Source organism: Escherichia sp. E2562 (assembly GCF_005781075.1).
In the GTDB taxonomy this organism is placed as follows: domain Bacteria; phylum Pseudomonadota; class Gammaproteobacteria; order Enterobacterales; family Enterobacteriaceae; genus Escherichia.
In genome coordinates, this window is the sequence record NZ_VATM01000005.1 from 326,357 (window position 1) to 339,615 (window position 13,259).

Sequence of the window (13,259 nt, forward strand, 5' to 3'; positions counted from 1 at the left end):
CAAATTTGTGCGTAATTTCTCCAGTCCGCTGGACGAGAAACGGGATTTGATGCGCTTCACAATTTTACTCACCCTGAGCGACGAGACTGATTCCAGTATCTAAGACTGGAGTCCAGTATGTTGGAATCAAGCAAAGTACCCGCCCTGACACGGGCTATTGATATTCTCAATCTGATTGCCCGCATTGGCCCTTGTAGTGCTGCAACGATCATTGACACATTGGGGATCCCGAAAAGCACGGCCTATCTGCTGCTTAACGAACTTAAACGCCAGCGTTTTCTTAGCCTTGATCACCAGGAAAATTTTTGTTTGTGGACCAAGCTGGTGGAGCTTTCCGCTCATGCGTTAAGCAAGATGGATCTCAGGGAGCTGGCGCGACCACGCCTGACGCAACTGATGGATACCACTGGGCTGTTATGCCACCTTGGGATCATCGATAACGGTAGTGCTTATTACATTCTGAAAGTGGAGTCTTCAGCCACCATCAGTGTGCGTTCCCATGAAGGGAAAAGCCTTTCGCTTTATCGTTCCGGCATCGGGAAATGCCTTCTTGCCTGGCAACCAGCCGCTGTCCAGCAAAGCATTATCGAAGGACTGGTCTGGGAAAAGGCGACACCTACCACAATGACTCATCCACAACTGCTCCACGAGGAACTGGCGCGTATTCGCCGTCAGGGCTGGAGCTATGACAACGGCGAAGATTACGCCGATGTTCGTTGCGTCGCCGCTCCGGTGTTTAACGCCAATAACGAACTTACCGCCGCGATCTCGGTGGTCGGTACTCGCTTACAAATCAACGAAGAATACCGTGACTATCTGGCGGGCAAAGCCATTGCCTGCGCCAGGGATATTTCACGTCTGTTGGGATGGAAAAGTCCCTTTGACTTACAGGCCTCATAACAATGGAGAACATCATGACCCTACCAAAAATCAAACAGGTTCGCGCCTGGTTTACTGGCGGTGCGACAGCAGAAAAAGGCGCTGGCGGAGGTGATTATCACGACCAGGGGGCGAATCACTGGATAGACGATCATATTGCTACCCCGATGAGTAAATACCGCGATTATGAACAGTCGCGCCAGTCATTTGGCATTAACGTTCTTGGCACGTTGATTGTCGAAGTTGAAGCAGAAAACGGCCAGATCGGTTTCGCCGTTTCAACTGCCGGTGAAATGGGGTGTTTTATTGTCGAAAAACACCTTAACCGTTTTATCGAGGGCAAATGTGTCAGTGATATCAAACTGATTCACGATCAAATGCTCAATGCCACTCTGTATTACTCCGGTTCTGGTGGCCTGGTGATGAACACGATTTCCTGTGTCGATCTGGCACTGTGGGACCTGTTCGGCAAAGTGGTTGGGCTTCCGGTTTACAAACTGTTAGGTGGCGCAGTCCGTGATGAAATCCAGTTCTACGCCACTGGCGCACGTCCGGATCTGGCAAAAGAGATGGGATTTATCGGTGGCAAAATGCCGACGCACTGGGGGCCACATGATGGCGATGCGGGGATCCGCAAAGATGCCGCTATGGTCGCGGATATGCGTAAGAAATGTGGTGAAGATTTCTGGTTAATGCTCGACTGCTGGATGAGCCAGGACGTGAACTATGCCACCAAACTAGCCCACGCTTGTGCTCCCTATAACCTGAAATGGATCGAAGAGTGCCTGCCGCCACAACAGTATGAAGGTTATCGCGAACTAAAACGCAACGCGCCAGCGGGAATGATGGTCACCAGTGGTGAGCACCACGGCACACTGCAATCTTTTCGTACGCTTTCAGAAACCGGTATCGACATCATGCAGCCGGATGTGGGCTGGTGTGGTGGCTTAACCACGCTGGTGGAAATTGCCGCAATCGCCAAATCCAGGGGGCAACTGGTGGTGCCGCACGGTTCGTCTGTTTACTCCCACCATGCGGTGATCACCTTCACCAATACGCCATTCAGTGAATTCCTGATGACCAGCCCGGATTGTTCAACGATGCGTCCGCAGTTTGACCCCATTCTGCTTAATGAGCCGGTTCCGGTGAATGGTCGTATTCATAAATCAGTGCTTGATAAACCCGGTTTCGGCGTCGAACTCAATCGTGACTGCAATTTGAAACGCCCCTACAGCCACTAATCACTCCGGGCGTTGCTGTGACAACGGTAACGCCCACATATTCTAAGGAGCTTTTTATGAGCACCGCTTTGCTTGACGCCGTGGTGAAGAAAAACCGCGCGCGTTTGATCCCGTTTATGTTGGCACTGTATGTGCTGGCGTTTCTCGATCGTTCGAACATTGGCTTTGCTAAACAGACCTACCAGATTGATACCGGGCTGAGTAATGAAGCTTATGCGCTGGGGGCGGGGATTTTCTTTGTGGTTTACGCGTTTCTTGGTGTACCGGCGAATCTGTTGATGCGCAAACTGGGGGCCAGAACCTGGATTGGTACGACGACACTGCTATGGGGATTTCTTTCGGCGGCAATGGCATGGGCCGATACTGAAGCGAAATTTCTGATCGTTCGCACTCTGCTTGGCGCAGCGGAAGCCGGATTCTTCCCCGGTATGATTTATCTCACCTCGCAATGGTTTCCGCAGCGTAATCGCGCCAGCATTATGGGGCTGTTCTATATGGGCGCACCGCTGGCATTAACGCTGGGATCACCGCTTTCCGGCGCGCTGCTGGAGATGCATGGATTTATGGGGCATCCCGGCTGGTTCTGGATGTTTGTGATTGAAGGATTGTTGGCAGTCGGCGCTGGGGTATTCACATTCTTTTGGCTTGATGACACACCGGAGCAGGCACGTTTTCTGAGTAAAGAAGAAAAAACGTTGCTTATCAATCAACTGGCAAGTGAAGAACAACAGAAAGTGACTTCTCGACTGAGCGATGCACTGCGTAATGGGCGAGTCTGGCAACTGGCAATTATCTACCTGACCATTCAGGTCGCGGTTTATGGATTAATTTTCTTCCTGCCGACGCAGGTTGCGGCATTGCTGGGGACAAAAGTGGGCTTTACGGCCTCTGTGGTCACCGCTATTCCGTGGGTTGCGGCATTGTTTGGGACCTGGCTTATTCCGCGCTATTCCGATAAAACCGGCGAACGGCGCAATGTCGCGGCGCTGACATTGCTGGCCGCGGGCATTGGTATTGGCCTTTCCTGGCTACTTTCGCCAGTACTGGCAATCGTTGCGCTATGTGTTGCAGCAATAGGGTTTATTGCCGTGCAGCCGGTGTTCTGGACTATGCCGACACAACTGCTTTCTGGTACGGCGCTGGCGGCGGGGATTGGTTTTGTTAACCTGTTTGGCGCAGTGGGCGGATTTATCGCCCCGATCCTGCGCGTAAAAGCAGAAACCTTGTTTGCCAGCGATGCGGCAGGATTGCTGACGCTGGCTGCGGTGGCGGTCGTCGGCTCGCTGATTATTTTCACTCTACGTGTAAGTCGCTCAGTTGTGCAGACTAACGTGGCACATCACTAATAGGTTAAGGAATATGATGAACGCATTATTAACCAATCCCTTCAAAGAACGCTTACGCAAAGGTGAAGTGCAAATTGGTCTGTGGTTAAGCTCAACGACTGCCTATATGGCAGAAATCGCCGCTACTTCCGGTTATGACTGGTTGCTGATTGACGGAGAGCACGCGCCAAATACCATTCAGGATCTTTATCACCAGTTACAGGCGATAGCGCCCTATGCCAGCCAACCCGTGATCCGCCCGGTGGAGGGGAGTAAGTCGCTGATTAAACAAGTACTGGATATTGGCGCTCAAACCCTACTGATCCCGATGGTCGATACTGCCGAACAGGCACGTCAGGTGGTGTCTGCTACCCGATATCCACCCTACGGTGAGCGTGGTGTCGGGGCCAGTGTAGCTCGTGCTGCGCGCTGGGGACGCATTGAGAATTACATGGCGCAAGTCAACGACTCGCTTTGTCTGTTGGTGCAGGTGGAAAGTAAAACGGCACTGGATAACCTGGACGAAATCCTCGAAGTCGAAGGGATTGATGGCGTATTTATTGGGCCTGCGGATCTCTCAGCGTCGTTGGGGTATCCGGATAACGCCGGCCACCCGGAAGTTCAGTGTATTATTGAAGCAAGCATTCGTCGGATCCGCGCTGCGGGTAAAGCGGCTGGTTTTCTGGCTGTGGCTCCTGATATGGCGCAGCAATGTTTGGCGTGGGGAGCGAACTTTGTCGCTGTTGGCGTTGACACGATGCTCTATAGCGATGCCCTGGATCAACGACTGGCGATATTTAAATCAGGCAAAAATGGGCCACGCATAACAGGAAGTTATTAATATCAAAGGCCCATAGGGATTACCTGTGGGCCTGTATGTTAGTTAGTGGTTTTTCACTGTCAGATCGGCTTCGTTTAGCTGGGTGGTTGCGAGTACCAGGTCACGATCGATGCCCTGTTCCAGCATTCGCAAGGCAATTTTAATGGCTTGTTCATGCATGCCTTCCTGCAAACCTTCTAATTTACCTTGCTGCCAGCCAATTTGGTGCCCTTCCTGCCGTAGCCGTTCAGCAATAGTCATCAATTTCTCCTTTTAATGACAGTTCGGAATATCAGCATCAGTGAGTTGGGTTGTCGCCAGCACAATCTCACGTTCAAAGCCCTGTTCCAGCATGCGCAAAGCAATTTTAATGGCTTGTTCATGCATGCCCTCCTGCCAGCCAATTTGGTGTCCTTCCTGCCGCAGCCGTTCAGCAATAGTCATTAATCTCTCCTTTTGTAGTGGTGAACGTTCGGCAATCTCCTCAATAAAGCGGGTGAAACGGGAGGTATCGACGCATTGCAGCAGATAATTAAACAGCGTTTGCACCTGGCTGTCATTAGTGAAGCCCCTAACCAAAAGCGTGGTGATCCTGTCGACCAGACCGATTAAATCGCGCTCGCGAATATGCTTTTGAATCAGTTCCAGCAGAGCTATACGCCGATGTTGCATGATCTCATCGTCAGGTACGATGGTGATATCCACCAACGGAAAAGCTTCGGTGTACAACTGCCGGGCAAGCTGCGGGTCGTCAAATTCATCCAGCCAGTTAAGTGAATATGGGTAGGGTGAGGTTTCGCCGTGATAAAACAGCATTGGCACTACCAGAGGGACTCTGTCATAGCCTTTGTCCAGATGGCGCTGCATGACGGCAGTGGCATAACGCATCAGTCGAAAGGCCATGTTTTTTTCCGCAGTACTCTGATGCTCAATCACGCAGTAGATATAACCTTCGCCGTCGGTGGTTTCTACCGACCACAAAACATCCGAGTAGTAAGCGCGTAAACTTTTTTCAATAAAACTGGTGGGTTCCAGGCGTAAGGTTTGCAGGTTGCAAAGTTTTCTCAGCGGTTCCGGCAGATGTATTTCCAGAAAATCCCGCGCGGTTTCGGGCGAGAACATAAACGTTTTAAACACCGCATCATGCGGGGTGGATGTTGTTGATTCAGTCATGGTTGTCCGTCACCTGATTTTTATGATGACGGGACATTACGGGGATCGCAGGCCGATGGCATCTGGCAGTTTTAGCCTTTGCGAGACGTTTTCAGAAGTATTTTTACTGCGATGCAACGCACACATTGGGTTCGGAACCGTGCACGCAAAAATGCCCGATAAGCCATGAACTCATCGGGCATCAGAAGGTCGCTTAAGCCAGCGCTTTTGCCAGCAGTGTGATCGGATGCTCGCAGCGAAGGCTTGTGGACATCTCAATCTGCCATTTGCAGGTTTCGCAGTCGGTAACGACCAGATCTGCGCCGCTCTCTTCTATCTGGCGGAACAGTGGCGCACCAATGGCTTGTGAAGTGGGGTAGTTCTCTTTTTTGAAGCCGTATGTTCCGGCAATACCGCAGCACTGGGAATCCAGCACTGTCAGCTCAAGACCTGGGATTTTACGCAACAGCTCCAGGGTGTAGAGCGTCCAGCCCATTTTTTCCATATGGCATGGGGTGTGATAAACCACTTTCAGCGGCAGCGGTTTCAGCGGTAACGTTTTGCCTTCGTCCAGCTTGCGCCACAGCCAGCGGGTCGCCAGTTCAATATGATCGCGCAAGCCTTTGTTGTCGACATTCAGCACTTCCGGGTATTCGTCGCGCAGGGCAAATGTACAGGTTGAGGAGGTGGCAATCACCGGAATGCCTTTTACCCCCACCGCTTCGCGGATCGACTCTACATTTGTGATCGCCTGTTTACGCGCTTTATCAGTAAAGCCGTTGGCGATTAGCGGCACACCGCAGCATTTTTCTTTGCTGAGTAATTGCACTCCCGTTCCCATCGCATTGAGCACTTTAATTAAATCTTTACCCAGTTGCGGATGGTTGTAGTTGACGAAGCAGCCGTGGAAAAAGGCGACCTGGTCTTTATACTGCGCTTGCTGGGCCGCTACGCTGCGATACCAGCGACGGAACGTGCCGAAGGAGTATTTCGGTAGCGTGCGGCGATGATCGATTTTTAACGCCGCATCAAGCAGCTGCCGTACTGGTTTCAGCGAGGTAGCGGTGTTGACGATTGGCGCGAACGGTGTGGAAACGCTGCCCATCAGATCGGTATGACTTAAAACGAAGTTACGCAGCGAGGGACGCGTGGTGTCATATTTCGCTCGTGCGCGCTGGATGATATCGCCAATCTTCACATCGGACGGGCAGGCGACTTCGCAACGTTTGCAGTTGATGCAATATTTCAGCGCCTCGTCATACAGTGCGCCATCTTTCAGACGCAGACGCTCGCCATCCGGCCCGGCTTGTTTTGGCCCTGGATAGCCGGGATTCACCCGGCTCACCGGGCAGGCGGTGGTGCAGACGGTGCACTTAATGCAATTTTCGAAGCTGGTATCGTTCATTTTTGGCCTCCTGCGCGTTGGGCAATCTGTTGAGCGGCATGTAAAGCACTGACGGCACAAACACCGCCGCCGCATCCCTGGGCGATGGGATCAAATCCGCCCAGCACCGAACCGATGGCAAACAAGTTCTCTACTGTTTGACCAGCCTGTGACGGGCGTAGCGCCTCGTCAGTGGTTACGCCGAACTGTTGCCACGGTTGCGCAGCAAAAAAGTCACTTCTATACCACTCACCCCGCGTGGGGGTTTGCAGTACATCAAGGCCGAGAATTGGCTCACGAATGCCGTCGCGTTCTGCCACCAGCCCGCCGCTAAAGAAACTGCCGCTGGCGAGAACCGCGAAACGTGGACGCAGCGGGATGTCGGCGTGATTGCGGGTCCAGATTTCACTCACCACGCCGTTTTTACAGGTGACTTTTTTCACTTCATCGCCCGGCATCCACACGCCGCCCTGGCGTACAAACTGGCGCTGTAACTGGTTTTGCAGACGAATACCCAGCACGGAAGGCGGCAGCGTTGGCAAAAGCATCAGTGAGCAAGGTAGTTTTTCATTCAGCCAGCGCCACAGTTTGTCATCGGCCAGGCCGAAGCAGGCGGGCATCAGGATCATTTCACAGGTATTAGCGACAGGGATTAGTGCATCAATTAACAGCGGCCAGTTTTCTTCGTTATCAAGGAAACGGGCGATATTCACCGCGCGAAACTCGGTGGCGTTATTGCGTAACACATCCAGTTCCGGCAGTTCAATTTCAGCAGTTTCAACCGAAAGATCCAGTTCGCGCAACGAAGCCGCCGCAAGATGCGCCTGAAAATCCATCAGACCGCTTATCCCCACTACACATATCTTCTTCGCGGGTAGCGGCCAGACGGGAACTTCTGGCGAACTTAACCAGGTCGAACGCAAAGTGCCGAGCGGGGTAACGCGCTGATGGGCCAGTTCCACGCTGCCCTGCAATTGCGCGCCGCTTTCCGCAATTAATGTCTGCGCCTGACAAGCGAGATCCAGTACGCGTTGTGGGCCGAGAAGACTGTAAGGGTGGGCAGGTGCCTGATGGCACAAAGACTCCAGCCCTGCATGAATGTCTGCCACCGGCTGACCGTCTGGCAGGTGGCTCAGTAAGTCCAGCGATCCGGATGAGAAATGCAGAGCGCTCTGTCCACGGGTGACAATGGCACAGCGCAGACCGTGTTTTTGCAATCGCAGGCCGCAGAGTAATCCGGCAAGACCGCCGCCCATAATGACAGTATCAAATCGCATCTTTCTGCTCCTTCTCCAGACCACACAGTCCCTGATAAACCCAGCGGGTAAATTCGCTTTCGCGCAATGCGTCTCCCCATGCAATGGGCTGCACACCTTTCCAGCGTTCGTTAAGGAAAGTGGAAAGTTGTTCGATAGATTGTGCGGAGGTGGTGACGTTAAAGCGTTGCAGCAGCCCGGCGGCGCGGCAGGCGCAGAGCTCGCCCTGGCAGGTGCCCATCCCCACACGGGTGCGACGGCGTAAATCTAACAGGCTATTCACGTTTAGATTTTCTACCGCGTACTGTACTTCGCCAGCGGTAACGGCTTCACACTCACACACCAGACTGCGATGCAAACGGCCTTCACTTAACCATGCTGGCGTGCGATCGCCATGACGATAAACCGCAGAGCCGCGTAGTGGGGCAGGAAGGGAAATGACTTTACGTAAGGTGACTTCAGCAGGTTCCTGTGAACCAGGAAGTGCCAGATCGGCGGTCGTGCAGGGGCGCGTGTTGCCCAGCTTGCGGCAGACGGCATCCGTAGCCCATTCCGCCATCAGACGATAGGTCATCAGTTTGCCGCCGGTGATGGTGATAAATCCGTCCAGACCATCGCGTTCGGCATGGTCGAGCAGCACGATGCCACGACTGACGTTACGGCCGCTCGGGTCGTCATCGCTGGCAACCAACGGGCGCACGCCAGAGTAGGCCCGCAAAATGCGCGTTTTCGCCATAACGGGGGCCAGTTTTTCCCCTTCACGCAGCAGAATATCCACTTCTTCTGCCGTCACTCGGTTGTCGTCTATCTCATCGTAATTAATGCGTAAAGAGGTGGTGCCAATCAGCGAAATGGTATCGCCAGGCACCAGAATATCGGCGTCGGAAGGTTTACGGCAGCGGTTGATCACATGCTGATTAATGCGGTGGTCCATGATCAGCAGCGATCCTTTCGCCGGGAACATGCGAATGCGCAGATCGGCATATTCGGCAATGTGTTGCCCCCAGATCCCGGCGGCATTAACTACGACAGGCGCATGAAGTGCCTGAGTTTCGCCGGTGAGATGATTACGTACACGAACACCGCACACCGTCGCGCCTTCACGAATTAGTCCCGTGACTTCATGAGCGGTAAGGATAACGGCACCATGTTCTTTTGCATCGAGCATGTTCGCTGCGGTCAGCCGGAATGGGTCAACGGTGCCATCCGGAACTTTTACCGCGCCAATCAGTGCCGGGTTAACGGAAGGTTCGATAATGCGTGCTTGCTGCGGATCAATGGCTTCAGCACTGATTCCAGCCTCTTCGCAAGCACGAATAAAAGTCGCCTGGAAGGAGAGATCATCTTCCGGCAGGGTGATAAACAGGCCGTTGGTTGGTTCGACACAGTGACGCGCAATGCGTTTTAAAATCTGGTTTTCACTAATACATTCGCGGGCCGATTCCGCATCGGTAACCGCATAGCGTGCGCCGCTGTGCAGCAGACCGTGGTTACGCCCGGTGGCTCCCGTTGCGATGTCGTGGCGTTCAACCAAAATCACTTTCAGCCCGCGCAGGGCACAGTCGCGGGCAATCCCGGATCCCGTTGCGCCGCCGCCAATGATAATCACGTCACTTGTTTGCGAATCGCGAGTTTTCATTGTTATCCCTCAAAAGTTCGTTTTGTCTCATTTAGCCACAGAAAAAACATAGATTGTTTGATTTCGCGCATAATCGCTCATAATTCGAAAGTGAAACGTGATTTCATGCGTCATTTTGAACATTTTGCAAATCTTATTTAATAATGTGTGCGGTAATTCACATTCATGGAATGAATGATTAATTAACATCGCGGCAACTCAAGAAACGGCAGGTTCTTCCATTGAATCAGGCTGTTAATCATAAATAAGACCACGGCCACGGAGGCTATAAATGTTGAGTATTTTTAAACCAGCGCCACACAAGGCGCGCTTACCTGCTGCGGAGATCGACCCGACTTACCGTCGATTACGCTGGCAAATTTTCCTGGGGATATTCTTTGGTTATGCCGCTTACTATTTGGTTCGTAAGAACTTTGCTCTCGCGATGCCCTACCTGGTGGAGCAGGGGTTCTCACGTGGTGATTTAGGTTTTGCCCTTTCAGGGATCTCAATTGCCTACGGATTTTCCAAATTCATCATGGGGTCAGTGTCGGACCGCTCGAATCCGCGCGTTTTCCTGCCGGCAGGTCTGATTCTTGCTGCGGCAGTTATGCTTTTTATGGGCTTTGTACCGTGGGCGACATCGAGCATTGCGGTGATGTTTGTGCTGCTGTTCCTCTGCGGTTGGTTCCAGGGGATGGGATGGCCGCCGTGCGGTCGTACTATGGTGCACTGGTGGTCGCAGAAAGAACGTGGCGGCATTGTGTCGGTGTGGAACTGTGCGCATAACGTCGGTGGTGGTATTCCGCCGCTGCTGTTCCTGCTGGGGATGGCCTGGTTTAATGACTGGCACGCGGCGCTTTATATGCCGGCTTTCTGTGCCATTCTGGTGGCTCTGTTCGCCTTTGCGATGATGCGCGATACCCCACAATCTTGTGGCCTGCCGCCGATCGAAGAGTACAAAAATGATTACCCGGATGACTATAACGAAAAAGCGGAACAGGAACTGACCGCGAAACAGATCTTCATGCAGTACGTGCTGCCGAATAAACTGCTGTGGTACATCGCCATCGCCAACGTGTTCGTCTATCTGCTGCGCTACGGTATCCTCGACTGGTCACCGACTTACCTGAAAGAGGTGAAACACTTCGCGCTGGATAAATCCTCCTGGGCCTACTTCTTCTATGAGTATGCGGGTATTCCAGGCACTCTGCTGTGCGGCTGGATGTCGGACAAAGTCTTCCGCGGTAACCGTGGGGCAACCGGCGTCTTCTTTATGACTCTGGTGACTATCGCCACCATCGTTTACTGGATGAACCCGGCAGGCAACCCAACTGTCGATATGATTTGTATGATTGTTATCGGCTTCCTGATCTACGGCCCAGTCATGCTGATTGGTCTGCACGCGCTGGAACTGGCGCCGAAGAAAGCGGCAGGTACGGCGGCGGGCTTTACCGGACTGTTTGGTTATCTTGGTGGCTCCGTAGCGGCAAGCGCGATTGTCGGCTACACCGTTGACTACTTTGGCTGGGATGGCGGCTTCATGGTGATGATTGGCGGCAGCATCCTGGCGGTTATCTTGTTAATTGTCGTGATGATTGGCGAAAAACGTCGCCATCAGGAATTACAGCAAAAACGCAACGGAGGCTAATGGCATGAAATTGACGCTGAAAAACCTTAGCATGGCTATCATGATGAGTGGAATGATCATGGGAAGCAGTGCAATGGCGGCGGATAACAGTGAGAAAATAGTGATTGCCCATCGCGGCGCCAGTGGTTATTTGCCGGAGCATACGCTGCCTGCAAAGGCGATGGCGTATGCGCAGGGGGCCGATTATCTGGAACAGGATTTGGTGATGACGAAGGACGACCATCTGGTCGTTCTGCATGACCACTATCTTGACCGGGTAACCGATGTTGCCGATCGTTTCCCGGATCGGGCGCGTAAAGATGGCCGTTACTACGCGATAGATTTTACACTGGATGAAATTAAGTCTTTAAAATTCACTGAAGGCTTCGATATTGAAAACGGTAAAAAAGTGCAGACTTTTCCCGGGCGTTTCCCGATGGGTAAATCTGACTTCCGGGTGCACACTTTCGAAGAGGAAATTGAATTTGTTCAGGGGCTAAACCATTCGACCGGGAAAAATATTGGTATCTATCCAGAGATTAAAGCGCCGTGGTTCCATCATCAGGAAGGGAAGGATATTGCGGCAAAAACCCTGGAAGTGCTGAAGAAATATGGCTACACCGGTAAGGATGATAAGGTTTATCTGCAATGCTTTGATGCTGATGAACTGAAGCGTATTAAGAATGAGCTGGAACCTAAAATGGGTATGGACCTCAACCTGGTACAGCTGATTGCCTATACCGACTGGAACGAAACTCAGCAGAAACAACCGGACGGAAGCTGGGTTAATTACAGCTATGACTGGATGTTCAAGCCGGGTGCCATGAAACAGGTGGCGGAATACGCTGATGGTATTGGCCCGGATTACCATATGGTGATTGATGAGACATCGCAGCCGGGTAATATCAAGCTTACCGGAATGGTAAAAGATGCACAGCAGAATAAGCTGGTGGTGCATCCTTATACCGTGCGGGCCGACAAGCTACCGGCCTACACAACGAATGTGAATCAGCTTTATGACATTTTGTATAACAAAGCTGGAGTGAACGGTTTGTTCACTGACTTCCCGGATAAAGCGGTTACCTTCCTGCAACAACAGAAATAATCTCACCTTCGGCATTCCGGTCTGCCCGGAATGCCGCTTTGCTTCTGTAACAAGTCCATTTTTGTACACAAAAATCTTAAGGATTTCTTAAGGCAACACTTTATATTTCCATCCTGATAATTAACGTGCACATAGTGCCGGATGGTAAGTAATGGTGTCAGGAACGGAAGACGAACAATTTGAACGTTGGTGGGCGACCAAAGGAGACTGGGTCGAAGAACCCAATTATCGACGCAATGGTATGAGTGGTGTGCAGTGTGTAGAGCGCGATGGTAAAAAGCTTTATGTGAAGCGTATGACTCAGCATCTCTTTCATTCGCTGCGCTATCCCTTTGGACGCCCGACGATTGTGCGGGAGATTGAGGTGATAAACGATTTGGAGCGCGCGGGCGTTATCGTGCCGAAAATCGTATTTGGTGAAGCAATCAAACGAGAAGGGGAATGGCGGGCGCTACTGGTTACCGAGGATATGACCGGTTTCATCAGTATTGCAGACTGGTATACACAACATGCTATTACCCCTTACCCAGACGATGTGCGTGAAGCAATGCTACACGCGGTGGCACAAGCGTTTAAAAAAATGCATAGCGTCAAGCGTCAGCATGGCTGTTGCTACGTTCGTCATATTTATGTGAAAACGGAGGGTGTGGCGGAAGCGGGGTTTCTTGATCTGGAAAAAAGTCGCCGCCGATTGCGTCGTCAAAAAGCAGCTCAGCATGATTTCGCCCAACTGGAGAAGTATTTATCTCCCATTCCTCCCGACGACTGGGAGCAGGTGAAAGCGTATTACTACGCCATGTAATCGTTGTAGGCCAGATAAGACGCATAAGCGTCGCATCTGGCACTAGT

Annotated in this window: 11 protein-coding genes and 1 pseudogene; 7 read left to right on the forward strand and 5 right to left on the reverse strand. The window is 52.1% G+C overall.

Annotated features, from left to right (window positions below; all coding sequences use genetic code 11):
- The first annotated feature begins 117 nt into the window (after positions 1-117).
- Genes FEK43_RS10500 through yfaU form a run of 4 tightly spaced genes read left to right on the forward strand, consistent with a single transcriptional unit; the run spans position 118 to position 4,286 of the window.
- The gene (locus FEK43_RS10500) at positions 118-900 is read left to right on the forward strand and encodes an IclR family transcriptional regulator (protein WP_130207169.1); all 783 of its coding nucleotides are present in this window, start codon (positions 118-120) and stop codon (positions 898-900) included.
- Between the two features lie 14 nt (positions 901-914).
- A complete protein-coding gene (gene rhmD, locus FEK43_RS10505) occupies positions 915-2,120 on the forward strand; it encodes an L-rhamnonate dehydratase (protein WP_130257482.1) in 1,206 nt (401 codons plus the stop codon).
- Positions 2,121-2,176: 56 nt separating this feature from the next.
- Positions 2,177-3,466, forward strand: coding sequence for an MFS transporter (locus FEK43_RS10510; RefSeq protein ID WP_135407442.1), 1,290 nt, complete (start codon positions 2,177-2,179; stop codon positions 3,464-3,466).
- Between the two features lie 16 nt (positions 3,467-3,482).
- Positions 3,483-4,286, forward strand: coding sequence for a 2-keto-3-deoxy-L-rhamnonate aldolase (yfaU, locus tag FEK43_RS10515; protein WP_130207590.1), 804 nt, complete (start codon positions 3,483-3,485; stop codon positions 4,284-4,286).
- A gap of 42 nt (positions 4,287-4,328) precedes the next feature.
- Here the strand turns inward: yfaU and FEK43_RS10520 are convergent.
- From FEK43_RS10520 to glpA, 5 genes and pseudogenes are all read right to left on the reverse strand, one after another.
- Positions 4,329-4,538 (reverse strand): annotated as a pseudogene (locus tag FEK43_RS10520) (hypothetical protein); the annotation flags it as partial.
- Positions 4,539-5,438 carry an ISNCY family transposase gene (locus tag FEK43_RS10525; protein ID WP_135407437.1) on the reverse strand — a complete coding sequence of 300 codons (900 nt, stop codon included), beginning with the start codon at positions 5,436-5,438 and terminating at the stop codon, positions 4,539-4,541.
- 193 nt (positions 5,439-5,631) lie between these two features.
- The gene (glpC, locus tag FEK43_RS10530) at positions 5,632-6,822 is read right to left on the reverse strand and encodes an anaerobic glycerol-3-phosphate dehydrogenase subunit GlpC (protein WP_135407434.1); all 1,191 of its coding nucleotides are present in this window, start codon (positions 6,820-6,822) and stop codon (positions 5,632-5,634) included.
- Positions 6,819-8,078 (reverse strand): glycerol-3-phosphate dehydrogenase subunit GlpB, encoded by a 1,260-nt coding sequence (glpB, locus tag FEK43_RS10535; RefSeq protein ID WP_135407432.1) that lies wholly within the window; start codon positions 8,076-8,078, stop codon positions 6,819-6,821. The genes glpC and glpB overlap by 4 nt, the downstream gene beginning before the upstream one ends.
- Entirely contained in the window at positions 8,068-9,696 is a 1,629-nt protein-coding gene (glpA, locus tag FEK43_RS10540) for an anaerobic glycerol-3-phosphate dehydrogenase subunit A (protein WP_135407429.1), read from the reverse strand. Before glpA ends, glpB begins: the two co-directional genes overlap by 11 nt.
- 271 nt (positions 9,697-9,967) lie before the next feature.
- Here glpA and glpT point away from each other — a divergent pair, with 271 nt between their 5' ends.
- The 3 genes from glpT (at position 9,968) to inaA (ending at position 13,212) form a co-directional block, all read left to right on the forward strand.
- Positions 9,968-11,326 carry a glycerol-3-phosphate transporter gene (glpT, locus tag FEK43_RS10545; RefSeq protein ID WP_064526704.1) on the forward strand — a complete coding sequence of 453 codons (1,359 nt, stop codon included), beginning with the start codon at positions 9,968-9,970 and terminating at the stop codon, positions 11,324-11,326.
- Between the two features lie 4 nt (positions 11,327-11,330).
- Positions 11,331-12,410, forward strand: coding sequence for a glycerophosphodiester phosphodiesterase (gene glpQ, locus FEK43_RS10550; RefSeq protein ID WP_130260535.1), 1,080 nt, complete (start codon positions 11,331-11,333; stop codon positions 12,408-12,410).
- A 151-nt stretch (positions 12,411-12,561) separates the two neighbouring features.
- Positions 12,562-13,212, forward strand: coding sequence for a lipopolysaccharide kinase InaA (gene inaA / locus FEK43_RS10555; protein ID WP_135494605.1), 651 nt, complete (start codon positions 12,562-12,564; stop codon positions 13,210-13,212).
- The last annotated feature ends 47 nt before the right edge of the window (positions 13,213-13,259 follow it).

Bases quoted from the DNA above. Each gene is read 5' to 3' on its own strand.
- FEK43_RS10500 (WP_130207169.1), top strand. From the start codon at position 118: ATGTTGGAATCAAGCAAAGTACCCGCCCTGACACGGGCTATTGATATT.
- rhmD (WP_130257482.1), top strand. From the start codon at position 915: ATGACCCTACCAAAAATCAAACAGGTTCGCGCCTGGTTTACTGGCGGT.
- FEK43_RS10510 (WP_135407442.1), top strand. From the start codon at position 2,177: ATGAGCACCGCTTTGCTTGACGCCGTGGTGAAGAAAAACCGCGCGCGT.
- yfaU (WP_130207590.1), top strand. From the start codon at position 3,483: ATGAACGCATTATTAACCAATCCCTTCAAAGAACGCTTACGCAAAGGT.
- FEK43_RS10525 (WP_135407437.1), bottom strand. From the start codon at position 5,438: ATGACTGAATCAACAACATCCACCCCGCATGATGCGGTGTTTAAAACG.
- glpC (WP_135407434.1), bottom strand. From the start codon at position 6,822: ATGAACGATACCAGCTTCGAAAATTGCATTAAGTGCACCGTCTGCACC.
- glpB (WP_135407432.1), bottom strand. From the start codon at position 8,078: ATGCGATTTGATACTGTCATTATGGGCGGCGGTCTTGCCGGATTACTC.
- glpA (WP_135407429.1), bottom strand. From the start codon at position 9,696: ATGAAAACTCGCGATTCGCAAACAAGTGACGTGATTATCATTGGCGGC.
- glpT (WP_064526704.1), top strand. From the start codon at position 9,968: ATGTTGAGTATTTTTAAACCAGCGCCACACAAGGCGCGCTTACCTGCT.
- glpQ (WP_130260535.1), top strand. From the start codon at position 11,331: ATGAAATTGACGCTGAAAAACCTTAGCATGGCTATCATGATGAGTGGA.
- inaA (WP_135494605.1), top strand. From the start codon at position 12,562: ATGGTGTCAGGAACGGAAGACGAACAATTTGAACGTTGGTGGGCGACC.